The following is a 24,332-nucleotide window of genomic DNA, read 5'->3' as shown; positions in this document are numbered from 1 at the left end:
AACAGGGCGTCGTGGTAACGAATTGCATAGATTTGATCTCGAATTATTGGTAGGCACGATTGGATTCGAACCAACTACCTCTTCCATGTCAAGGAAGCGCTCTAACCAGATGAGCTACGCGCCTAAAGAAGCGACATAATAAATAGCATTTACCGTTTTGGCAAGCAAAGAACCATATTATTTATGACTAAATACCTGGTTTTCGCCAAAAATAACGCCAAACAAAACCCGGCCAAGCAAAAACCACAAACAGCGAAAAGGTACTCACATAAAACTGCCAATTTTGTGAGTGAACCGAGCTGATACGTGATTCTAAAAGATAAGCGACCCCAGCCAATAAGACATAAAAAACGCCAAGCTCTAATAGACGCCAGCCAAAGGATTTAGCCTCAGCCTTAATTTTCCAAAAAAAGAACAATTTTTCAGAGAAAAAAGGCAGGTTAGCTGCCAAAGCAGCCAACCCAACAATTAACAAAAAGTTTTGCATTACATTAGTATGGTAGCGAAGTAAATGATTGTGACACGGCATCTGAAAGTAAGTTCATCAGGCGATCAGGCATAAACCCAAGCACAAGAAGCAACAAACAATTGATCGATAACACAAGCTTTGCGTCACTACCTGCAACCAATGGCGACTGATCAACCGCATCATCAAAGTACATTACTTTAACAATACGCAGATAATAAAACGCACCAATCAGCGAAAACACTACCGCAATGACTGCCAATGGCACCAAGCCCATATTCACAACTACATTCAAGATGGCTAACTTAGCAAAGAAGCCCAAGAAAATAGGAATACCGGCCATAGAGAACATGGTAAACAACATCATTGCCGCAAACCATGGACTGCGCTGGTTTAAGCCTTTCAAGTCTTCGATCTGATCCGCTTCAAAGCCTTGTCGAGACAACAGCATAATGATACCAAACGCTGCAGCACTCATTAACACATAAGAAACAACATAGAAAAACGATGCTGAATAACCTGCAGGACTAGCCACCAACAGACCAAGCAAGACAAAGCCCATATGTGAAATAGTCGAATAGCCAAGCATTCGCTTGATATTGGTTTGAGAAATTGCCGTGATATTACCTAAGCCCATCGACAATACCGCCAACACCATCAACATGCCACGCCAATCTGGAGCAAAGCCTTCTAAAGCCTGCGCCAAAATACGCAAAGTAAACACAAACACGGCGGCTTTAGGTGCCGATGCAATCAGTTGAGTAATCGGCGTTGGCGCGCCCTGATAGACATCAGGAACCCACATATGAAATGGTACAGCACCAAATTTAAAGCCCAAGCCTGTAACAATAAATACGATACCAAAAACCGCCAACAAATTATTTGCTTGACCCGTCTGGATCGCATGCGACACAGCAAAAATATCGAGTGAACCGGTAGAACCATATAACATCGATACACCATACAACAGCATACCCGAAGCCAAAGCACCCAAAACGAAGTACTTCATCGCGGCTTCTGTCGAAGCAAATGATTCACGATTTAAAGCAACCAAGGCATACACCGACAAAGACATTAATTCCAGGCCAACATACAGAGCCAAGAAATTAACCGATGATGCCATCACCATCATTCCCAATAATGAGAACAAGGTGAGGGTAAATAATTCACCGCGAAACAAGCCACGCGCCATTGCATAGCTACGACCATAGATCAGCACTAAAGCTACACCTACAATCATTGCCAACTTTGCAAAATCTGCAATTGGATCAACTAAATACAAGCCATTAAATGCGAGACGCGAATGCGGCTCGTGCCCCATCAGCACCAAGGCAAAAGTAATCGCCAAAGTAGCCAAGGTCATTACATAAGTCAGATGCCGTTTGGCATCACTAATAAAAAGGTCAAGCAAAAGAATGGCGCACGTTGCACACAGAAGGAAAATTTCTGGTGCCGCCACCCATGCATTAAGACTGGTCCAGGTCATGGTTCTAGCCTATTTCTTATAATAAGGATTAATTAAGCTTGGTCTGTGAAGCTTGCCAAATCAGATCATTCACTGATTGGTGCATCACCTCGGTAAACGGCGCTGGATATAAACCCATTCCTAAAACGGCGATGGCTAACACCGCTAGAATTAAAAATTCACGTTTATTGACATCCTTAAGCTCAGCTACATTTTGATTTGCAACTTCGCCAAAAATCACGCGCTTATACATCCAAAGTGTGTAGGCCGCACCAAAAATCAGCGTGGTTGCACCTGCCAAGGCGTACCAGAAATTAACCTGAACAGCACCCAACACCACCATAAACTCGCCAACAAAGCCCGATGTTGCCGGCAAGCCAGAATTGGCCATTGCAAACAACATCATAAATGAGGCGAAAATTGGCATTTTATTAGCAACACCACCGTAATCGGCAATTTTTCGGCTATGTACGCGGTCGTACATCACACCAATACAGAAGAACATCGCCGCAGAAACAAAGCCGTGTGAAATCATCTGAACTAAAGCGCCTTCAACTGCCCAAGAGTTCAATTCACGACCAGTTAGTCCGCCAAACATAAAGAAGCCGAGCGTTACAAAACCCATATGAGAGATCGATGAGTAAGCAACCAACTTCTTCATATCAGTCTGAACCAAAGCCACCATACCGATGTATACGACTGCAACCAGTGATAGCGCAATCATTAGCCACGCATACTCACGCGAAGCATCAGGCAGAATCGGCAAGACAAATCGCAAGAAACCGTAAGCACCCAGTTTCAAAGTAATTGCGGCCAACACCATCGAACCGCCTGTTGGCGCCTCAACGTGAGCGTCTGGCAACCAAGTATGCACTGGCCACATTGGTACTTTCACCGCAAAGGCAAAAAAGAATGCGATCAACAGCATGGTTTGCGCGCCCATTGTCAACGGCAAGCGTTGGAATGCTGCAATCTCAAAACTACCGCCACTTTGATAGTACAGATAAATAAACGCAACCAAAGTCAACAAAGAGCCAAGCAAGGTATACAAGAAGAACTTAACCGACGCATACACACGACGAGCACCACCCCATACACCAATAATCAGGTACATCGGGATGAGCATGGCTTCAAAGAAGGCATAAAACAAAATGGCATCCATGGCCGCAAATGCGCCATTGATCAAACCAGACATGATCAAAAATGCAGCCATGTATTGCGCTACACGCTTTTGAATCACTTGCCAGCCAGCCAATACCACCAATAAAGTGGTAAAACTATTCAAAATCACAAACAGCATAGACAAACCATCTACGCCGAGGTGATAGTTAATATTCAAGCTTTCAACCCACGGCTTCATTTCCGTGAATTGCATACCGCCGTGAAACGTATCAAAGCCAGTGTAAAGCGGAATCGTAACCAAAAAAGAAACCAAAGCGCCCATCAGCGCCAGCCAGCGCGCTGCGGGAGCATTTTTATCGCTACCCGTAGCAAGCACAATCAAACCTGCCACAATGGGCAGCCAGATTGCAAGGCTGAGGAGATTACCCGTCATATTTAACCTACTTGTTATGTATTAAATCTGTCGTCATCAAAAAAGCGAAACAACACCAATCACTGCAAAGTGAGTACGCCACCCAACCACCAAGTCATCAGCAGCAAGGCGCCAATAATCATTGCAAAAGCGTAATGGTAAATGTATCCAGTTTGCAGGCGACGAATAAGACCTGAGAACACGCCAACAAGCTTAGCGGCCCCGTTCACCAACAGACCATCAATCAACAATGTATCACCCACTTTCCAGAGCACCGTACCCAGCGCGCGAGCACCTGCGGTAAACACATTGATGTACAAATGATCCATGTAATACTTTTCTTCAAGCAGTTTTCTAACGCCAATTGCAGTAAAGAATCGATCACATGCAGCAGGAAGTTGCGGTGCCTTCAAATAGAACAGCCAAGCAGTTGCAACACCAGCAAAAGCCAACCAAAATGGCAATGTGACAAACGCGTGAGTCGCCATACCCATCGCATCGTGCGCATGGTGAACCACCGCCTCCATGGCTGGGTGAGCCTCAAGATTAACCGTCAGCACATCTTTAAAGAAATCACCGGCTAACATCGGGCTAATTGCGATATATCCAACGATTACTGAAGGAATCGCGAGCAAAATCAACGGCAAGGTAACAACCCAAGGCGACTCGTGCGGCTTTTCATTCGGTCCCAAACCATGATGATGATCGTGATCATCGTGGGCATGATGTGCATCTTTCTTTTGCATCCACTGCTCTTTGCCGTGGAACACCAAAAAATACATCCGGAACGAATAAAATGCCGTAACAAACACGCCAGCAACGACAGCAAAATACGCAAATCCAGCACCAGGCAATTTAGAAGCTTCAACCGCAAGGATAATTGAGTCTTTTGAATAGAAGCCCGAGAAAAATGGCGTACCAATCAAAGCTAATGAGCCAATCAACGACGTGATCCAAGTGATCGGCATATATTTACGCAAGCCACCCATATTGCGGATATCTTGATCATGGTGCATACCCATAATCACTGAGCCCGCAGCAAGGAATAGCAAAGCCTTAAAGAAGGCGTGCGTCATTAAGTGCATTAACGCCACTGAGTACGCTGAAACACCCAAGGCCACCGTCATGTAACCCAACTGCGACAAAGTCGAATAAGCAACAACTCGCTTAATGTCGTTCTGGATAATCCCAAGGAAACCCATAAATAGCGCGGTAATTGCACCAATCACTAAAACGAAATTGAGTGCGGTATCTGACATCTCGAACAACGGAGACATCCGTGAAACCATAAAGATACCCGCAGTAACCATCGTTGCGGCATGGATCAGCGCTGAAATTGGTGTCGGGCCTTCCATTGAATCTGGCAACCAAACATGCAGCGGAAACTGCGCCGATTTACCCATTGCACCAATGAACAGCAAGATGCAAGTCACTGTCATCAATGACCATGGCGTACCAGCAAACAAACTAATCGTCGCATCTTTAAGCTCAGGCGCTTTTGCAAACACTTCGGCGTAATCCAGAGTCCCAAAATGAGCCAATACCAACCCGATCCCGAGCAAGAAACCTAAGTCACCCACACGATTAACCAAAAAGGCTTTCAAGTTTGCAAATGTTGCTGTTGGGCGTTTAAACCAAAAACCGATCAACAGATACGACACTAAGCCCACTGCTTCCCAGCCAAAAAACAGCTGCACAAAGTTATTACTCATTACGAGCATCAACATCGAGAAAGTAAACAATGAGATATAACTAAAAAAGCGCTGATAACCAGGGTCATCTTGCATATAGCCAATCGTGTAGATATGCACCATCAGCGACACAAAGGTAACTACACACATCATCATCGCGGTGAGATTATCAACTAAAAAGCCGATATTCAAATCCACGCCATTGACTGAAAGCCATGTGTAGAGATTGCCATTAAACGACTCGCCGCCATTGAGCAAATAATTTAAGGTGTACGCCGACAAAGCAAACGATGTTGCAACGCCTGCAATCGTTGCAATATGTGCCGCTCGACGGCCAATCGCCCAGCCAAAAAGACCAGCGATTAGCGAGCCCAATAATGGCGCTAGCGGTATAAGCAGATAAATCGATTTCATATCCATTGGTATTATTGTCCGATTCTATGTTGTCCGGTTTAACCCTTCAGGCTATCCAAATCTTCGACGTTAATCGACCGTAAATTACGGAAGAGCACCACCAAGATAGCGAGGCCAATAGCCGATTCGGCTGCAGCAACGGTTAGGATAAAGAAGACGAAAATCTGGCCACCGGTATCGCCTAAAAACTGCGAAAACGCGATGAAATTCATATTCACGGACAACAACATCAATTCGATTGCCATGAGCAATACGATTAGATTTTTGCGGTTCATGAAAATGCCAAACACGCTGATCGCAAACATAATTGCGCCCAGCACAAGGTAATGAGTCAGTGTAAGCACATATCCTCCCTAAACTCTTATCTAGGCCAATTAGGCTGCAGGTTGATCGGTAGACTGGGCATCACTTGCCGAATCTTTTGGCTCAGACGCCATTTTTACAATCCGTAAGCGATCGTCACGTTTTACACGAACTTGCTCACCCGGATTGATATACTTGGTGTTCTTACGCTTGCGTAATGTCAGAGCAATCGCTGCAATCATCCCAACCAACAACAACACTGCCGACAACTGGAACGGTAAGAAATACTGGGTATAAATTAACATGCCCAATGTTTCAGCTGATGCGGTGTTAAAGCTTGGTTCAAGCAAACGAGATTCATCAATTTGTGCTGCACGATGCGACAAAATCAGCACCATTTCAATCAACATAATGATTGCAACGGTACCTGCCACCGGTAGAAACTTCCAAAAGCTCTTGCGTAACGCTTCGAAGTTAATATCCAGCATCATCACCACAAACAAGAACAACACCATTACCGCACCGACATAAATCACAATCAGTGAAACAGCCAAAAACTCAGCTTTAATCAGCATCCACAATACGGCGCTATTAAAGAATGACAATACCAAATACAGCACGGCATGGACTGGATTCTTAGCTGTAATCACCCGAAATGCGGCAAAAATCAGCACTGCAGCAAAGATATAAAAAAGCGCTAAAGTCATATTTTATTCCTAGCGATACTTAGCATCAGCAGCTTTGCGTTCAGCGATTTCAGCTTCGTATTTATCACCGACTGCCAACAACATTGGCTTGGTGTAATACAAATCGCCACGTTTTTCACCGTGATATTCATAAATATGCGTTTCTACAATCGCATCAACCGGACAGGCTTCTTCACAAAAACCGCAAAAAATACACTTAGTCAGGTCAATATCATAACGGCTGGTACGACGAGTTTTATCGTCAGGACGCGCCTCTGATTCAATCGTAATCGCCATAGCCGGGCAAACCGCTTCACACAATTTGCAAGCAATACAACGCTCTTCGCCATTGGCGTAGCGGCGCTGGGCATGTAAGCCACGAAAACGCGGGCTATACGGTGTTTTTTCCTCAGGAAATTGCACTGTAATCTTCCGCTGGAAAAAGTGACGACCCGTTAATAACAAGCCCTTCACCAATTCAACCAGCAAGAAGGTTTTAAAGAAATATAAAATTTTATCCATGGCGTAAGTCCTTTTCCATTACCAGATCGACCAAGGGGTCTGCATCCAAGCACCCACCAAGACAATCCAAACCAAAGTTACTGGAATAAAGATCTTCCAACCTAGGCGCATTAATTGATCGTAACGATAGCGCGGAAATGTTGCGCGGAACCACAAGAAGCAGAACAGCAAGAATGCAACTTTCAACACCCACCACAGCGGGCTAGCCGCGCCAAGAACAGGAATTGACGCAGGGAATGGTGACAACCAACCACCCAAGAACATCACCGAAGCCATCGCTGAAATCAAAATCATATTGGCGTATTCAGCCAAGAAGAACAGCGCAAAACCCATGCCCGAATACTCAACCATGTGTCCAGCAACAATTTCAGACTCACCTTCAGTCACGTCAAATGGTGCACGGTTAGTTTCGGCAACACCGGCGATGAAGTACACAACAAACAGCGGTAACAGCGGGATCAAATTCCAAGACAAGATCGAGCCACCAGCCATACCTTGACCTTGCTGCTCAACAATTGCGGTGAGGTTCAAACTACCTGAAACCATAATCACGCCAACCAGCGCAAAACCCATTGCCAACTCGTAAGAGATCACTTGAGCAGCTGCACGCATACCACCCAAGAAAGCATATTTCGAATTAGACGCCCATCCTGCCAAGATCACACCGTAAACACCCATTGATGTAATGGCCATCACGTAGAGTAACCCCACGTTCACATCAGCCAATACATACCCAGGGTAAAACGGTACAACCGCCCATGCGCCTAGCGCAGGAACCAATACCATGATGGGTGCCAAGAAGAACAGCTTTTTATCCGCGGCACTTGGCGCAATAATTTCTTTTAACAATAGCTTAACGCCATCGGCAACCGGCTGTAGCAAACCGAAAGGACCAACCCGATTAGGGCCAATCCGAATTTGCATAAAACCAATTACTTTACGTTCTGCCAGCGTTAAATAAGCCACCGCCCCCATAATGGGCGCCACAATCAAAATAATCTTGAGTAGTGTCCAAACGACAAAAGCAATGTCATAACCCAAATAACTTTGTAGAAATTCCATGTTCTGCCCCCCTTAAGCCTTCAGCACTTCAACAGCGCCAACCATATCACCCAAATTACGAGTTAATGGATGCGAAGCAGCAACGCGAATTACATCGTCAAGTAAGCCATCATCGAGCGCCACCAACAATGTGGCACTACCCTGCTCTTGCTGAACAATGGCTTGACCATCAACAACCAAGCCCAATTTAGCCAGTGTCGTAGCATTAGCACGTAAAGTGCTGGCGAGCAAAGCGTCTTGAGTTGCTTGTAAACTTGGCGAACGACGAACGATGGAATCAACCTGATACAAAGGCACTTCGCCTAAGCGAACTAAACCCTGTGCAGATTGTGTACGCACAGCATGTGTACTCACAACGGCATTACTTAAACGTGGCGCAATTTCACCAGCCAAGGCTTCATCACGAATTTCTTCTGATGAGTTGTATTCAAAACCAGAGAATCCAAATAGATTGCCTAGCACTCGGAATACTTTCCACGCTGGACGCGTCTCGCCCAATGGCCGCACTACACCATTAAAGCTTTGTGCTTTACCTTCCATATTCACGAACGTACCTGATGTTTCGCTAAATGGAGAGATCGGCAAAATCACATCGGCATAATCCATTGCACAGCTTTGGAATGGTGACATTACAACCACCATCTCGGCATTTTTTGCTGCGGCCAAAGCATGAGCGCCGTTGTGTGCATCATATTCAGGCTCAACACCTAAAAATACATACGCTTTTTTCGCGTTTGCCAATGAACCAGCACCAAAAATATCCGCTCCGAGATCCGCACCCACTAATTGCGCACCAACACTGTTGGCAGCCATGGCCGGCACACCCAATGTCGCGCCAGTCAACACTGCTAACGCAGTGGCAGCAGCGTAAATTTCAGCATAACGCGCATTCGTTTGGGCGACATTACCCAATAAAATAGCGGTTTTGGCTTTACCATCAAAACTCAAAGCAATCGCACGTGCCGCATCAGAAACCAGCACATTCGACAAATCAACGCCATTCGGTACCGGCACTGATTTCAACTCAACAAATGCTTGAATAACTTGTAACAAGCCTTCCACCAGCTGGTCTGGACGCACAACAACTTCGCCAACTAGCTTGGTCAACATTTCATCTGAGTGTGGATTTACAGCGGATAGCTGCAAACCTTTTTTCACTGATTGACGTAAACGCTGAGCCAGTAATGGCTGCTCTTTACGCAATGTGGAGCCCACTAACAAAATGGCTTCATTTTGTGACAGCTCAAGCAATGACTGACCCAACCATTGAGCGCCTTGCGTTTTAAGCGAGAAATCAGCACTACGAGCAAATGCCTGTACCGACTCCACACCTAAACCTGCCATCACTTTACGCAGCGCAAATAACTCTTCAACCGTAGAGTTTGGCGACGCAACAGCGGCAACACTGTCTTTACCATGCTCAGCAATCACTTGCTTTAAACCATTCGCAACGTATTCAAGTGCAGTTTGCCAATCGGTTTCTTGCCAAACACCGCCTTGCTTGAGCATCGGCTTAGTGAGTCGCTCTTCAGAATTCAAAGCTTCGTATGAATAGCGATCGCGATCTGATAACCAGCATTCATTGATTGCTTCATTTTCCAACGGCAACACACGCATTACTTTGTTGTTCTTAACTTGTACGACCAAGTTAGAACCCAAACCATCGTGTGCACTCACCGATTTACGACGAGACAATTCCCACGTGCGCGCAGTGTAACGGAACGGCTTGCTTGTTAAAGCGCCAACCGGACACAAATCGATCACGTTGCCAGAAATCTCTGAATTCACCGTTTTGCCAATAAATGGCATTACTTCGGTAAATTCTCCGCGATTGGCCATGCCTAATTCTTGGAAGCCGGCGATTTCTTCAGTAAAGCGAACGCAACGGCTGCAATGAATACAGCGTGTCATATCCGTTGAAATCAAAGGTCCAAGATCTTTATTGGCAACGACACGCTTTTCTTCTGCGTATTCAGAACCAGTTTGGCCATAGCCAACAGCCAGATCTTGCAACTGACATTCGCCACCTTGATCACAAATTGGACAATCCAATGGGTGATTAATCAGCAAAAATTCCATTACCCCTTTCTGTGCGGTAACCGCTTGATCAGAATGGGTCCAAACTTTCATGCCATCAGTAACAGGTGTTGCACAGGCCGGCAAAGGCTTAGGTGCTTTTTCAACCTGAACTAGACACATACGGCAGCTTGCGGCAATTGAGAGTTTCTTGTGATAGCAAAAATGTGGAATGTGCACACCAATCGAATTGGCTGCGTCCATCACAGTGCTACCACCAGGGACTGTCAATTTTTTACCGTCGATTTCGATTTCCAACATGCTCGACTCGATTCAAAGGCAATAATTCAAAAGAAAACTCGACTAATTACAGACGACCCAATTACAAAGGCTTGGATGACTGAGATTGATTAATCAAATCCTCGAATTCATGGCGGAAGTGTTTCAACATTCCACGCACAGGGAAAACTGCAGCATCACCTAGCGCACAAATTGTGCGGCCAGCGATGTTATCACCAACACGCGATAGCAAATCGAGGTCTTCCATACGACCTTCGCCATGCGCGATACGATGCACCACACGATACAACCAGCCTGTACCTTCACGGCAAGGTGTGCATTGACCACATGATTCTTCGTGATAGAAGTAAGACAAGCGCTCTAATGCACTCACCATACTCACTGTTTCATCCATCACGATTACGGCGCCAGAACCCAACATTGAGCCGGCCTTAGCGATAGAATCGTAATCCATCGTACATTGCATCATGATGTCAGCAGGCAATACTGGCGCAGAAGAGCCACCAGGAATCACCGCTTTCAATTTTTTGCCATCACGCATGCCGCCACACATTTCTAATAATTCAGAAAATGGCGTGCCAAGTGGAATCTCATAATTACCCGGGCGGTTTACATGACCAGAAACCGAGAATAATTTAGTGCCACCGTTATTTGGTTTACCTAGCTCAAGGAATTTCTGGCCGCCTTCGCGGATAATGTACGGTACCGAGGCAAATGTTTCGGTGTTATTAATTGTTGTTGGCTTGCCATATAAACCATAAGAAGCAGGAAACGGTGGCTTAAAGCGCGGCTGTCCTTTTTTACCTTCCAATGATTCAAGCAATGCAGTTTCTTCACCACAGATATAGGCGCCATAACCATGATGCGCATGCAGCTGGAAACTAAAGTCAGAGCCTAAAATGTTATCGCCTAAAAAGCCTGCAGCACGTGCTTGCTCAAGTGCGACTTCAAAACGCTCATAGGCTTCAAAGATTTCGCCATGGATATAGTTATACCCAACAGAAATACCCATAGCGTAAGCACCAATAATCATGCCTTCAATCAGAGCATGTGGGTTATACACTTGAATATCGAGATCTTTAAAGGTACCAGGCTCACCTTCATCGGTATTGCATACCAAATATTTTTGTCCTGGAAAACTGCGCGGCATGAAAGACCACTTCAACCCAGTAGGGAAACCTGCACCGCCACGGCCGCGCAAGCCTGAAGTTTTCATTTCAGCAATGACTTCATCTTGAGTGATTTTGTCATTAATGATTTTTTTCAACGCCGCATAACCGCCACGCTTAACATATTCGTCAAGGTGCCAGCAATTTGGATCTTCAAATTCGACGCCCTCGAACACGACGCCTTTTACATAGACGGTCATTATTCGAGCTCCGCCAGTTTTTTATCAATGGCTTCTGGCGTCATGTGATTACACATGCTGTGGTTATTCACCAACATTACAGGTGCATAACCACAGGCCCCCATGCATTCACCTTCTTTTAAAGTGAACTTACCATCGGCAGTTGTTTCATTAAAACCAATACCCAACTTTTGTTTCAAATATTCAGCTGTGGTATAGCCACCCGACAAAGCACAGGGTAAATTTGTACAAACCGTAAGCTTGTACTTACCAACCGGCTTCATGTCGTACATATTATAAAAAGTCGCTACTTCATAAGCGGCAAGCGGTGCAATATTTAAATAAATCGCAATCGCTTCAACCAACTCATTCGATAAAGAGCGCTTTTCAACCTGAGCAATTCGTAAAGCGCCCATCACCGCAGAACGCGATTGTTCTGCTGGGTATTTAGCAACTTCACGATCAATTTGCTTAATTGAATCTACGGAAAGAAGATTGTGTAAAGACATTAGCGATCAATCTCCCCAAATACGATATCTTGTGTACCAATAATTGCCACCACGTCAGAGATCATATGTCCTCGTGACATTTCGTCTAAACCAGACAAATGTACATAACCAGGCGCTCTGATTTTCATTCGATATGGTTTATTTGCACCATCGGAAACCATGTAAATACCAAACTCACCTTTTGGATGCTCAATTGCGGCATACGCCTCACCTTCAGGCACATGCATACCTTCAGTGAACAATTTAAAGTGGTGAATCAAGTCTTCCATATTCGACTTCATTCCCTCGCGAGAAGGCGGTGCTACTTTATGGTTAGTGGTGATGACCGGACCTGGATTTTCTTTTAGCCACTGCACGCATTGCTTAATGATACGGTTTGATTGACGCATTTCTTCAACGCGAACCAAATAACGATCATAGCAATCACCGTTTTTGCCGACTGGAATATCAAAATCCATCTTGTCGTACACTTCATACGGTTGCTTCTTACGCAAATCCCACTCAACGCCAGAACCGCGCAACATCGCACCGGTAAAGCCCAACGCCAATGCACGCTCAGGCGAAACAACACCGATACCTACCGTACGTTGCTTCCAAATACGATTGTCTGTTAACAGAGTTTCGTACTCATCAACATATTTCGGGAATCGATTAGTAAAGTCTTCGATAAAATCAAGCAAGCTACCTTCGCGATTTGAATTCATACGCTTGATTGCTGCAGCATTGCGAATTTTAGACGCTTGATATTTTGGCATTTCATCTGGCAAGTCGCGATACACGCCACCTGGTCGATAATATGCTGCATGCATCCGAGCACCAGATACGGCCTCGTAGCAGTCCATCAAATCTTCACGCTCACGGAAAGCGTAAAGGAAAATAGTCATTGCGCCACAGTCAATACCATGCGCACCAATCCACAACAAATGATTCAAAATCCGCGTAATTTCGTCAAACATAACGCGAATATATTGAGCTCGAATTGGCACGTCTAAATTGAGTAGCTTCTCAATAGCCATACAGTAAGCATGCTCATTAGACATCATTGACACATAGTCAAGACGATCCATATAAGGCAATGACTGGATGTAAGTTTTACTTTCAGCTAATTTCTCAGTACCACGATGCAAGAGACCAATGTGCGGATCAGCACGCTCAACCACTTCACCATCTAACTCCAGCACCAAACGCAATACACCATGCGCTGCTGGATGTTGTGGACCAAAATTTAATGTGTAATTACGGATTTCAGCAGCCACCGTAGTTCTCCTCGCGGATAATGCGCGGTGTTATTTCACGCGGCTCGATGGTTACAGCTTGATAGATCACACGTGCCTGCTCTGCGTCATAACGCATTTCAACAAAGCCAGACAATGGGAAATCTTTTCGGAAGGGGTGTCCTACAAAGCCATAATCCGTCAACAAGCGTCGCAGATCTGGGTGGCCTTGATAAATGATTCCGTACAAGTCGAATGATTCGCGCTCAAACCAATTGATCGCAGGCCAAACATCCACCACGGAATTCACCATTGGAAAGGCATCATCAGTACAAAAAACTCTTACGCGTAAGCGCACATTGTATTTGTACGACAGCAAATGGTAAACCGTCGCAAAGCGAGCGCCCTCCCATACCCCATCTTTGTAGGTACTATAATCAATACCACAGGCATCAATTAATTGCTCAAATTGCAGTTGTGGATCATCACGCAGCAATAAAGCTACTTCAGACCACAAACTTGCTGGCACTTCTAGCGTCACTTCATCCAGCGCGGTTTTCAGCGAAGCAATTTTTGCCTCACCCAAAACAGCACGCAGACTACCCATGAGCGTTTCTAACTTATTCGCCACAGTTCACCTCACGAGCGCGCAATGGTATTGGTACGCTTAATCTTGTTTTGCAGCTGAATAATGCCGTACAAGAGCGCTTCAGCTGTCGGAGGACAGCCAGGAACATAAACATCAACCGGCACAATGCGATCACAACCACGCACAACAGAATATGAGTAGTGATAATAACCACCCCCATTGGCGCAGGACCCCATTGAAATAACCCAGCGCGGCTCTGGCATCTGATCGTAAACTTTACGTAAAGCAGGTGCCATTTTGTTGCATAAGGTTCCTGCCACAATCATTAAGTCCGATTGCCGTGGCGAAGGACGAAACACAACACCAAAGCGATCCAAGTCATAACGTGCAGCGCCCGCATGCATCATTTCAACAGCACAGCAGGCCAAACCAAATGTCATTGGCCACAACGAGCCCGTACGAGCACTATTGATGACCATATCCACCGTCGTGGTAACAAACCCTTTTTCTTGCGATTCCATTTGTCTCACTCCCACTCTAGAGCGCCCTTCATCCATTCGTAGACGAAGCCGACCACCAGAATGGCCAAGAAAATCATCATCGACAAAAAGCCGAACATTCCTAATTCTTTAAGCACAACGGCCCAAGGAACTAAAAATGCAACTTCCAAATCAAACAAGATAAACAAAATGGCCACCAAGTAATAACGCACATCAAACTGCATGCGCGCATCTTCGAATGCTTCAAAACCACATTCGTAAGGTGAGTTTTTTGCTGTATCTGGCCGAGCCGTTCCCAAAACCTTACTCACCCCGTAGCCCAGCACTAGTGGAACAACACCCACCAGTAAACCAACCAACAGAAAAAGCAGGATGGGGAAATAGTTTTGCAGCATGAAAATCCCCAGTTCAGAGTATTACAAAAAGACTAGACAGCTTATTGTTATTTTTATTACATAGAAACGCTGGGATTTCCCAGCGTATTTGAAGCACTAAGTCAGCAAACTCACAACATCAAAGTTGCCAAACTTAGTATATACCGACAAAACCACATGCAATGGCATGGATTTAGTCAGGAATTTTTTGCCCTTCAACTTGAGATGCGACTGCAGCAGGCTGAACTGTAGACATAATTGAGGCAGTTTGTTTTGGTGCGGTCAATAAAACCAAGGCCATCGACGTAACAAAAAAAACTGTTGCACAAATGCCAGTACTGCGGCTTAAAAAGTTAGCTGAGCCACTCGAACCAAACACACTACCGGCCGATCCGCTACCAAATGCAGCCCCCATATCAGCACCTTTGCCATGCTGCATCAATACCAACACAATGACAGCGATAGCAGAAATCACATTTACGGTAAGCACTAAACTGGTAATAAAGTCCATTATTTTCTCATTTCAAGAGCGACGTGAATTGTACCATCAGCGCGCCGCTTTGCAAATCTCTACAAATTCGAAGGCGGAGAGTGCTGCACCCCCCACCAACACCCCATCGACATGCTGCACAGCCAAAATTGACTCTGCATTATTCGACTTCACACTACCGCCATAGAGAACTTTAACTCGTTCATCTAATTGATTTTTAATCAATGCATGCATCGGTGAAATCTGCTCACTGGAGGCAACCATGCCACTACCTACAGCCCAAGATGGCTCGTATGCCACAGCATACAATCCAACTGGTAAATTTTGTAATACCTGTAACTGAGCCGCAACAACTTCTTCTGCGCGACCTTCACGTCGCTGCTCTGCGGACTCACCCACACAGTAAATCCCAAACAAGCCGGCATCTAGAGCAGCGCGCATTTTAACACCAGCTTGCTCTGTCGTCTCACCAAATAATCGCCGACGCTCAGAATGACCAACAATCACCATCTCACACCCGATATCAGCCAGCATACCCGACGACACCTCACCCGTATATGCCCCGATGTGATACTGGCTAACGTCCTGAGCGCCACACTGCACATGGGTATTGTGAAGAATCTGCCTTGCCAACATCACATACGGATATGGGACACAGACCCCCACATTGGCCTGTAGCTTAGCTTGGGCAATCTCCCCCAAAACCGACTTAACCTGACCAATACTGCCATGCAGCTTCCAATTACCCACCACCAGTTGCTTTGCCATATTTACTTTATCCCTATCAACAGTAGAAATGGTAACGTTCCCAACCAATCAACGTCAAACGCTAAAGCCTAAACCCGCCCACGTCATCAACCCCTTCCGCAGGCAAATCCTCCACCTTATCCATAAACTTTATTCGCCCATCCCCCGCATATGCTCAGCTTCGCAACAAAAACCAACGCTTTAAATAATAAAATCCTTCACAACACATCAGACATCGATTTTTGTAATAATTCGGAAACATTAAACGATTAGGATGCGACTTGTTCAATACATACACACTCAGACAAACCCAAGGGATTTAACTGATTATGACTTTAGTTCACAAAATGCTCGTTACCGCAGGTTTGACTGCCGGTCTTTTTAGCCAAGTAATTGCAGCAGACATTACTGGTGCAGGTGCAACCTTTCCGTACCCGCTCTATGCAAAATGGGCTGAGATGTACAAAGCAAAAACCGGCAACGGCATGAACTACCAATCTATCGGCTCAGGCGGTGGCATCAAACAAATTCAAGCAAAGACGGTTGATTTTGGCGCGACAGACATGCCACTCAAACCATCCGACCTAGATAAAGACGGTTTACTTCAATTCCCGACCGTACTGGGTGGCGTTGTTCCTGTTGTGAACATTCCGGGCATTACTCCTGGTCAATTAAAACTATCGGCAGCCTTGCTAAGTGATATTTACCTCGGCAAAGTAAAAAAATGGAATGATCCAGCTGTAGTCGCACTCAATCCTGGCGTTGCCCTGCCAGCACAAAACATTACAGTTGTACGCCGCTCCGACGGTTCTGGCACCACTTTCCTCTTCACGAACTATCTATCGCAAGTTTCACCAGAGTGGAAAGAAAAAGTTGGCTCAAATAGTTCAGTGCAATGGCCAGCAGGTGTGGGCGGCAAAGGGAATGAAGGCGTAGCCAACTACGTACAACGTATTAAAGGCGCTATCGGTTACGTTGAGTTTGTTTACGCCAAGCAAAACAAACTGTCACACACACAACTATCTAATAGCTCTGGTGCATTTGTTCAGCCTTCAGAACAGTCATTTAAAGCTGCCGCGGCCAGCGCCGACTGGAAAAACGCAACGGGCATGTTCCTTGTAACAACCAATGCACCAGGCAAAGATGCATGGCCTATTGCTAGCCCAACATTCATTTTGATGCACAAAAAACAAGACAAACCAACCCAAGGCGTAGAAGTACTTAAATTCTTCGACTGGGCTTATGGCGCGGACGCAGACAAAGTCGCGCTTGAACTGGACTACATTCCAATGCCAGACAATGTCGTTGCAATGATCAAGTCAAACTGGAAAACACAATTGAACGACGGAAAAAATCCAATCTGGAAATAATTTCCCCGATTGAATTGCGCAGAGATACAATTCGCGCGCAGAAAACAAGCACACTCCATAAGTAGTGTGCTTGTTAGTTTCTAAGTTTTGGAGGACCGGAGAATTACTGATGTCTAATATGTCGCAACGGATGAAAATACAACGACTGCAAGATGCATTCTTTGTTAATAGCACCCGTTTTTTTGCTTTCTTTGTGCTTGCTCTATTGAGCGGCATTATTATTTCTTTGCTCTATGGCGCCCTACCTAGCATCAAAGCCTTTGGTCTTGGCTTTATCTCTTCAAGCGACTGGAACCCTGTAACCGACCAATTTGGCGCCTGGCCTTCGATTCGAGGCACATTAATCTCCTCAGCAATTGCCTTGGTTGTTGCTGTACCGATCAGTTTTGGTATTGCCATTTTTCTAACCGAATTGTCTCCAGTATGGTTGCGTCGACCACTGGGCATTTGTATTGAATTACTCGCAGGTGTGCCATCAATTATTTACGGTATGTGGGGTCTTTTTGTATTTGCACCGCTATTTGCCGACCATGTCCAACCTTGGATTACCGAAGTCACCACCGGCGTACCGATTTTAGGTCCTTTGTTTGATGGCCCTCCAATGGGTATTGGCATGTTTACTGGCGGCTTAATCTTATCCATTATGGTCATCCCCTTTGTTACCTCGGTAATGCGTGATGTCTTTGAAGTCGTGCCACCGCTACTCAAAGAATCAGCATATGGCCTTGGCGGCACCACTTGGGAAGTCGTGTGGAATATCGTTGTGCCCTACACCAAAACCGGCATTATTGGCGGCATTATGCTTGGCCTCGGCCGCGCACTTGGCGAAACTATGGCAATTACGTTTGTGATTGGTAACTCAATGAATGATATGAATTCATTGTTCGACCCTGCCACGACCATTTCAGCCACGCTGGCCAATGAATTCACCGAAGCACATGGTGAGCTTTACACCTCGTCATTGATTGAACTGGGCCTATTACTGTTCTTCATTACCTTTGTCGTTTTGGTCCTTTCTAAACTGCTCCTCTTGCGCCTAAATCGCAATGAAGGCTCACATTCTTAAGGATCGGTCATGAATAATTTAAATCCTAACCTTTACCTACGTCGTCGCCTCGTTAACAACGTCAGCCTGATCCTCTCAATGATTGCCATGGCCTTTGGCTTGTTTTGGCTATTTTGGATTATGTATACCCTGTTTTCTAACGGGATTGCAGGCCTGACATTGCAAACATTTACCCAAACAACCCCTGCCCCAGGCAGCCAAGGTGGTTTAGCAAATGCGATTTTGGGTAGCTTGCAGATGTCCGCAGTGGGCGTATTGATTGGTACGCCAATCGGTATCTTGGCTGGCACCTATCTGGCCGAATTTGGTAACAAAGGCTGGTTAGCACCAACAACTCGTTTCATCAACGACATCTTGCTGTCTGCGCCATCGATTGTTATTGGCCTATTTGTATTTGAAATTTACGTCACGCAAGTGGGGCACTTTTCAGGCTGGGCTGGCTCATTTGCCTTGGCCATCTTGGTTATTCCAGTGGTACTTAGAACCACAGAAAACATGCTACTTTTAGTGCCTACCGCCATGCGCGAAGCGGCTTACGCCCTTGGTGCACCACAATGGAAAATGGTGTTGTTTGTTACATTAAAAGCCGCAAAATCAGGTGTGGCGACAGGCATTTTGCTGGCCATTGCTCGCATTTTGGGCGAAACCGCACCGCTGTTATTTACCGCACTGAACAACCAGTTCTACTCAAACATGAATCAACCCATGGCGAACTTACCCGTGGTTATTTTCCAATTTGCGATGAGTCCTTACGCAGAATGGCATCAATTAGCTTGGGCTGGCGCACTGTTAATTGGCCTGTTTGTTCTCGGCATGAATATTATTGCCCGCGTCATTCTTCGCCAACCGAAACAACACTAATTTAGACTTTGAACGGACAATCATTCATGAGCACTCAACATAAAGCTGGCTTGACAGTCAAAAATTTGAATTTTTACTACGGCAACTTTCACGCACTTAAAAACATCAATTTGGAAATTTTAGCCGGCAAAGTTACCGCATTTATTGGCCCCTCTGGCTGCGGCAAGTCGACCTTATTACGCACTTTCAATCGGATGTATGACCTGTATCCAAAATTGCGTGCCGAAGGTGAAATCATTCTCAATGGGCAAAATATTTTAGAATCTAGCGTTGACTTGAATATGCTGCGCGCCAAAGTCGGCATGGTTTTTCAAAAACCAACTCCATTTCCGATGTCGATTTATGACAACGTTGCATTCGGCGTTAAGCTCTATGAAACACTCAGCAAATCAGAAATGGATGATCGCATTGAATGGGCGCTCACTAAAGCCGCGCTGTGGAACGAAGTTAAAGACAAGCTTAAGCAATCAGGCCTTGGTCTTTCTGGCGGTCAGCAGCAACGTCTTTGCATCGCCCGTGCCGTTGCCGTAAAACCCGAGATTCTGTTGCTCGACGAACCGACTTCGGCACTGGACCCAATCTCAACTGCACACGTTGAAGAACTCATTCATGAGCTCAAAAAAGACTACACCATCGCCATTGTGACGCACAATATGCAGCAAGCTGCACGTATTTCTGATTACACGGCGTATATGTACTTGGGTGAAATGATCGAAATGGACGAAACCGATACGATCTTTACCGCACCAAAAGTAAAAGCGACTGAAGACTACATTACAGGTAAGTTTGGTTAAGTCATCATCCGTCATCAAAAAGGCCGCTTATGCGGCCTTTTTTGTTGGGTATATGGATACAGCGCTTTATAGACGAGGCCTATATGCAAATACCCATGTACTAAGCATGTATTTGTCATTTTAGTGTAACAGCAGCGACTTATGCTACGGACCCTCACGCCAGAACACCGAAGCCCGTTACATGAAGATTGCCACACAGCTTAAATACGTTAGCACTATCACCTTGGCCGCACTCATCACTGCGGCGCTCATCTGCAGTTGGAAGCTACACACCCTTAGATTGCATTTTTTAGAAAACCAACAAAAACAAACCAGTATTGCTCAACTCGCACAAATGAAATCAAGCATGCTCACACTGTCACGGCTCGACGTCATGGCGCCTGATGCTGAGCCACAATTACAGCAAGCCGAACAGCAAATCCACAGCCTACAACAAGCATTAACACCTACCCTCACACCGATTCAACAGCAATCTTTGCAGCAAGCACTCAAGCAAAATTGGCAGCGCTATCTAACTCAATTTCGCAGCGCAATTAAAATTGCTGAAACCAGCCCCGAAGATGCCATCACAATACCAGAACAATTGTATCGAAATGATTTGTCGCCATTGCTTGAACAGATCAGCCAATTAATAGGGCAAATTGTGAGTGACGCACAGCACAGCGAAACCACCATCCAGCAAGATATTCAGCAACTTATCTGGGGCGTACTCATTCCAATTGGCGGCGCAGGGTTGATTATCATTATTTCTCAGCTGGGCTTTGCCAAGCGCTTGCAAAGTACTTTACACAAAATGGGATTAATCGCTCAACGACTGCACGAAGGTGAAATCACATTGCGCATGCCTGAAAGTCGTGACGAACTTGGCCAATTGAGCCTCGCCATCAACCAATTTCTACAGCAACTTCAGCAAGTTCTTACGCAAGCGAGTATTGCGGCCACAGCAACTCGAGCTGACACCCACCGAATTAGCGATTTATCGAATGCAGTTAGCCAAAATACGCACGATCAATCACTGCAATTAGATGATATTCGGCACGCCAGCACCACGCTCAGCAGTGCAATTGCGCATGTTGGCACATTGGCTGCGCAAGCTGCAAATACCGCGCAATCTTCATTCGCCGCAACGAGCAATGCGGATCAAGCGGGGCAAATTACACTCAACAACCTCTCGGCTTTATCATCGCATTTTGTACAAGTCGAGACTGAAATGCAGACACTGGCGCGTTCATTTAGTGAAATAGTGACTGCCAGCGCCACAATCAAAGATATTGCCGATCAGACTAATTTATTGGCTCTGAATGCCGCCATTGAAGCAGCACGTGCTGGTGAATCTGGTCGAGGATTTGCTGTGGTTGCCGATGAAGTTCGTAAATTGGCGCAACACACCACGGCTTCCACTCGCAACATCCAAGACATCCTCAAAAAAACACAAACCAATACCAGTGTAACGAGTCATGCCATCAGTGCGGCGAGTTTATGCCTGGGGCAATTTAGCGAACACGGTCAGACGGTGTCACGCTCCCTATCGCAAATTCGCAACGAAAGTGAAGGCGTAGCCAATATGATGGAGTCGATCGCCGTCGCCGTTGATCAGCAAACGGCAGCAGCGCAGGCCATTGCTGAGCAAGTTAGTGCGATCAGCATCGGGCTTAATCACACGCACAGTGACAGTCAGGCAATCAAACAGGAAATGGCAGAATTGGCAGATGTGGCCAATAAACTTGAAAGATCAATGGCCACATTCCGAACGTCGACGTAATTACTCTTGTGCTTCAGCCTGAACGACTGCAGCGATTTTATCCGCCCACTCGCGCGCGATAACGGGGTCGACATGCTCAACCATCACACGCACCACTGGCTCTGTGCCTGACGGGCGCAGCAATACGCGCCCATCATTACCCATCGCCGCTTCAGCAACAGCAACGGCCTCAGCAATGCTCTCAGAAGCGTGACAATCAAAACCTTTTGCAATGCGAACATTTTTCAGCACTTGCTTAGATAGCGACAAATCTTTGCAAAAACCCGCCAAGGTTTGATCGCTTTCTTGTAGCGCCTGCAAAATTTGCAAGGCAGAAACAATCCCGTCACCCGTTGAATGCTTATCTAAACACAATAAATGCCCAGAGCCTTCACCACCGACCAGCCAGTTATTCAACTTCAATTGTTCCATCACATAACGATCACCGACTTTCGCTCGGACAAAGCCAATCCCTTTGGCTTTCAGCGCATTTTCAACGCCCAAATTCGTCATCAAAGTACCCACAACGCCAGCACCTAAAGTACCTTTTTGCTGACGATGGCTCGCTAACACATAGAGCAATTGATCGCCATCGACGATGGTACCATCGCGATCAACCATAATCAGCCGATCACCGTCACCATCGAGTGCGATACCAAAATGCGCACCTTCAGACAATACTTTAAGCCGCAATGTTTCTGGATGTGTTGCACCGACTTCATCATTGATATTGAAACCATCTGGTTTCACACCAATGCTAATCACTTCAGCGCCCAGCTCATGAAATACATGCGGCGCAATGTGATACGTAGCGCCATGTGCGCAATCAACCACCAATTTCAAACCCCGTAAATCGAGCTCATTGGGAAAGGTTGATTTACAAAATTCGATATAACGACCAGCAGCATCGTCAATCCGTTTAGATTTACCAATTTGCTTTGATTGCACGCAGTGCTGGATTTCTTCAATCGCAGCTTCAATCGCGAGCTCAACGTCATCAGGCAGCTTCTCACCTGATGCGCTGAAAAATTTAATCCCATTATCGTGATAAGGATTATGTGACGCGGAAATAACCACCCCTGCCGACAAACGCAGCGCACGGGTCAAATAAGCGATACCCGGTGTTGGCAAAGGGCCAGTTAAGTACACATCAACGCCGGCGGCATTAAAGCCAGCTTGCAATGCAGCTTCAAGCATATAGCCAGAAACGCGCGTATCTTTTCCGATCAATACGGCGGCATGCTCACCATTTTTACGTGTGCTATTTGCGGCAAATACCTTCCCAGCAGCAAACCCAAGTTTCATCGCAAAATCAGGCGTAATCGGATACTCACCCACTAAGCCCCGCACCCCATCTGTACCAAAAAATTTACGCGCCATAATGCCCTACCTATTTTGTAATAAGATTATTTTAATGCTTTCCACAATTTTAAAGCATCCACCGTTTCCCTTACGTCATGCACACGCACAATGGCAGCACCTTTCTGCACCGCAAGCAATGCCGCAACGACACTTGCCTGTACACGACCAGAAACGGCATAGCCGGTAATTTCACCCAGCATTTTCTTTCGCGAAACCCCCACCAGCAAAGGCAGTGATAATTGCGTGCACAATAAATCTAGCGACTGAAATAGCGCCACATTATGCGCCAAGCTTTTGCCAAAGCCAAAACCAGGATCAAATACGATACGCTCAGCAGCAATACCTGCACTCATCGCCAATGCAATTCGCTGCTGCAAGTAAAGCCCCACCTCGGCAACAACGTCTTCATACACCGGCGAATCTTGCATGGTCTGCGGCTCACCTTGCTTATGCATCAAACAAACACCAACCTGGCTTGCTGCCAGTACATCCATCGCGCCACTACCCTCTAGAGCACTAATATCATTCACCAAATCTACGCCAGCATCAATTGCAGCCCGCATCACTTCAGGTTTACGGGTGTCAATTGACAACGGAACATTTAAGCTACTCAGCGCCTGCAGCACTGGAATCACCCGGCGAATTTCTTCTTCAACAGGGACCAAAGCTGCACCTGGGCGCGTTGACTCGCCACCAATATCTAATATATCAGCACCGTCTTTCAATAAGCGCTCAGCATGCGCCACTGCATGGACCAAGGTATCGTATTGCCCGCCATCGACAAATGAATCAGGGGTCACATTCACAATACCCATCACCCAAGGACGATCCAAGGCCAACTTAAACCGGCCACAGGAAAAATATTTCATCGGCACTCCCAATCAACAAAAAAAGGCGGCCAAGGCCGC

At 46.0% G+C, this 24,332-nt stretch carries 24 protein-coding genes and 1 tRNA gene; 5 read left to right on the top strand and 20 right to left on the bottom strand.

Translation table 11 applies throughout. The features are described 5' to 3' along the window. Nucleotides 1-47: 47 nt before the first annotated feature. The 18 genes from HQN60_RS11485 to tpiA form a co-directional block, all read right to left on the bottom strand. Nucleotides 48-124 (bottom strand) — tRNA-Val (locus tag HQN60_RS11485). A gap of 63 nt (nt 125-187) precedes the next feature. Continuing rightward, complete coding sequence (locus HQN60_RS11480; protein WP_173533776.1) at nt 188-487, bottom strand: DUF2818 family protein; 300 nt, start codon at nt 485-487, stop codon at nt 188-190. 4 nt (nt 488-491) lie between these two features. Beyond that, nucleotides 492-1,952 carry an NADH-quinone oxidoreductase subunit NuoN gene (gene nuoN, locus HQN60_RS11475; protein WP_173533775.1) on the bottom strand — a complete coding sequence of 487 codons (1,461 nt, stop codon included), beginning with the start codon at nt 1,950-1,952 and terminating at the stop codon, nt 492-494. Nucleotides 1,953-1,980: 28 nt separating this feature from the next. After that, the gene (locus tag HQN60_RS11470; protein WP_173533774.1) at nt 1,981-3,486 is read right to left on the bottom strand and encodes an NADH-quinone oxidoreductase subunit M; all 1,506 of its coding nucleotides are present in this window, start codon (nt 3,484-3,486) and stop codon (nt 1,981-1,983) included. A gap of 59 nt (nt 3,487-3,545) precedes the next feature. After that, entirely contained in the window at nt 3,546-5,576 is a 2,031-nt protein-coding gene (gene nuoL / locus HQN60_RS11465) for an NADH-quinone oxidoreductase subunit L (protein WP_173533773.1), read from the bottom strand. 32 nt (nt 5,577-5,608) lie between these two features. Then, nucleotides 5,609-5,914 (bottom strand): NADH-quinone oxidoreductase subunit NuoK, encoded by a 306-nt coding sequence (nuoK, locus tag HQN60_RS11460; protein WP_173533772.1) that lies wholly within the window; start codon nt 5,912-5,914, stop codon nt 5,609-5,611. Between the two features lie 30 nt (nt 5,915-5,944). Beyond that, a complete protein-coding gene (locus tag HQN60_RS11455) occupies nt 5,945-6,580 on the bottom strand; it encodes an NADH-quinone oxidoreductase subunit J (protein ID WP_173533771.1) in 636 nt (211 codons plus the stop codon). Between the two features lie 9 nt (nt 6,581-6,589). Then, nucleotides 6,590-7,081, bottom strand: a complete 492-nt coding sequence (gene nuoI, locus HQN60_RS11450; RefSeq protein ID WP_173533770.1) for an NADH-quinone oxidoreductase subunit NuoI — start codon at nt 7,079-7,081, stop codon at nt 6,590-6,592. 18 nt (nt 7,082-7,099) lie between these two features. Further along, nucleotides 7,100-8,143 carry an NADH-quinone oxidoreductase subunit NuoH gene (gene nuoH, locus HQN60_RS11445; protein WP_173533769.1) on the bottom strand — a complete coding sequence of 348 codons (1,044 nt, stop codon included), beginning with the start codon at nt 8,141-8,143 and terminating at the stop codon, nt 7,100-7,102. Between the two features lie 12 nt (nt 8,144-8,155). Continuing rightward, a complete protein-coding gene (gene nuoG, locus HQN60_RS11440) occupies nt 8,156-10,480 on the bottom strand; it encodes an NADH-quinone oxidoreductase subunit NuoG (protein ID WP_173533768.1) in 2,325 nt (774 codons plus the stop codon). A 61-nt stretch (nt 10,481-10,541) separates the two neighbouring features. Further along, nucleotides 10,542-11,828 carry an NADH-quinone oxidoreductase subunit NuoF gene (nuoF, locus tag HQN60_RS11435; RefSeq protein ID WP_173533767.1) on the bottom strand — a complete coding sequence of 429 codons (1,287 nt, stop codon included), beginning with the start codon at nt 11,826-11,828 and terminating at the stop codon, nt 10,542-10,544. Further along, a complete protein-coding gene (gene nuoE / locus HQN60_RS11430) occupies nt 11,828-12,316 on the bottom strand; it encodes an NADH-quinone oxidoreductase subunit NuoE (protein WP_173533766.1) in 489 nt (162 codons plus the stop codon). Before nuoE ends, nuoF begins: the two co-directional genes overlap by 1 nt. After that, complete coding sequence (locus HQN60_RS11425; protein ID WP_173533765.1) at nt 12,316-13,572, bottom strand: NADH-quinone oxidoreductase subunit D; 1,257 nt, start codon at nt 13,570-13,572, stop codon at nt 12,316-12,318. Before HQN60_RS11425 ends, nuoE begins: the two co-directional genes overlap by 1 nt. Beyond that, nucleotides 13,562-14,137, bottom strand: a complete 576-nt coding sequence (locus HQN60_RS11420) for an NADH-quinone oxidoreductase subunit C (protein WP_254456720.1) — start codon at nt 14,135-14,137, stop codon at nt 13,562-13,564. Before HQN60_RS11420 ends, HQN60_RS11425 begins: the two co-directional genes overlap by 11 nt. 32 nt (nt 14,138-14,169) lie before the next feature. Continuing rightward, entirely contained in the window at nt 14,170-14,640 is a 471-nt protein-coding gene (locus HQN60_RS11415) for a NuoB/complex I 20 kDa subunit family protein (protein WP_173533763.1), read from the bottom strand. Between the two features lie 5 nt (nt 14,641-14,645). Next, nucleotides 14,646-15,014: an NADH-quinone oxidoreductase subunit A gene (gene ndhC / locus HQN60_RS11410; RefSeq protein WP_173533762.1), complete on the bottom strand. Its 369-nt coding sequence runs from the start codon at nt 15,012-15,014 to the stop codon at nt 14,646-14,648. A 172-nt stretch (nt 15,015-15,186) separates the two neighbouring features. Then, nucleotides 15,187-15,504, bottom strand: coding sequence for a preprotein translocase subunit SecG (secG, locus tag HQN60_RS11405; RefSeq protein ID WP_173533761.1), 318 nt, complete (start codon nt 15,502-15,504; stop codon nt 15,187-15,189). Between the two features lie 36 nt (nt 15,505-15,540). Continuing rightward, a complete protein-coding gene (gene tpiA, locus HQN60_RS11400) occupies nt 15,541-16,251 on the bottom strand; it encodes a triose-phosphate isomerase (RefSeq protein ID WP_173533760.1) in 711 nt (236 codons plus the stop codon). Between the two features lie 308 nt (nt 16,252-16,559). Between tpiA and pstS the strand changes: the two genes are divergently transcribed. The 5 genes from pstS (at nt 16,560) to HQN60_RS11375 (ending at nt 22,083) form a co-directional block, all read left to right on the top strand. Then, nucleotides 16,560-17,600, top strand: coding sequence for a phosphate ABC transporter substrate-binding protein PstS (pstS, locus tag HQN60_RS11395; protein WP_173533759.1), 1,041 nt, complete (start codon nt 16,560-16,562; stop codon nt 17,598-17,600). 109 nt (nt 17,601-17,709) lie between these two features. Beyond that, nucleotides 17,710-18,666, top strand: coding sequence for a phosphate ABC transporter permease subunit PstC (pstC, locus tag HQN60_RS11390; protein WP_173533758.1), 957 nt, complete (start codon nt 17,710-17,712; stop codon nt 18,664-18,666). Nucleotides 18,667-18,675: 9 nt separating this feature from the next. Continuing rightward, nucleotides 18,676-19,527 (top strand): phosphate ABC transporter permease PstA, encoded by an 852-nt coding sequence (gene pstA / locus HQN60_RS11385; protein ID WP_173533757.1) that lies wholly within the window; start codon nt 18,676-18,678, stop codon nt 19,525-19,527. A gap of 26 nt (nt 19,528-19,553) precedes the next feature. Further along, a complete protein-coding gene (gene pstB, locus HQN60_RS11380) occupies nt 19,554-20,321 on the top strand; it encodes a phosphate ABC transporter ATP-binding protein PstB (protein WP_173533756.1) in 768 nt (255 codons plus the stop codon). 181 nt (nt 20,322-20,502) lie between these two features. Then, nucleotides 20,503-22,083, top strand: a complete 1,581-nt coding sequence (locus HQN60_RS11375) for a methyl-accepting chemotaxis protein (RefSeq protein ID WP_173533755.1) — start codon at nt 20,503-20,505, stop codon at nt 22,081-22,083. Here HQN60_RS11375 and glmM read toward each other — a convergent pair whose 3' ends face one another. Together glmM and folP are read right to left on the bottom strand one after the other, a co-directional pair. Continuing rightward, nucleotides 22,084-23,442: a phosphoglucosamine mutase gene (gene glmM / locus HQN60_RS11370; RefSeq protein ID WP_173533754.1), complete on the bottom strand. Its 1,359-nt coding sequence runs from the start codon at nt 23,440-23,442 to the stop codon at nt 22,084-22,086. 26 nt (nt 23,443-23,468) lie between these two features. Next, entirely contained in the window at nt 23,469-24,293 is an 825-nt protein-coding gene (folP, locus tag HQN60_RS11365) for a dihydropteroate synthase (RefSeq protein ID WP_173533753.1), read from the bottom strand. Nucleotides 24,294-24,332: the final 39 nt, after the last annotated feature.

It is taken from the genome of Deefgea piscis (assembly GCF_013284055.1).
GTDB classification, from domain to species: domain Bacteria; phylum Pseudomonadota; class Gammaproteobacteria; order Burkholderiales; family Chitinibacteraceae; genus Deefgea; species Deefgea piscis.
The sequence above is the reverse complement of the archived record's forward strand: the minus strand, read 5'-3'. Positions and strand labels throughout refer to the sequence as shown.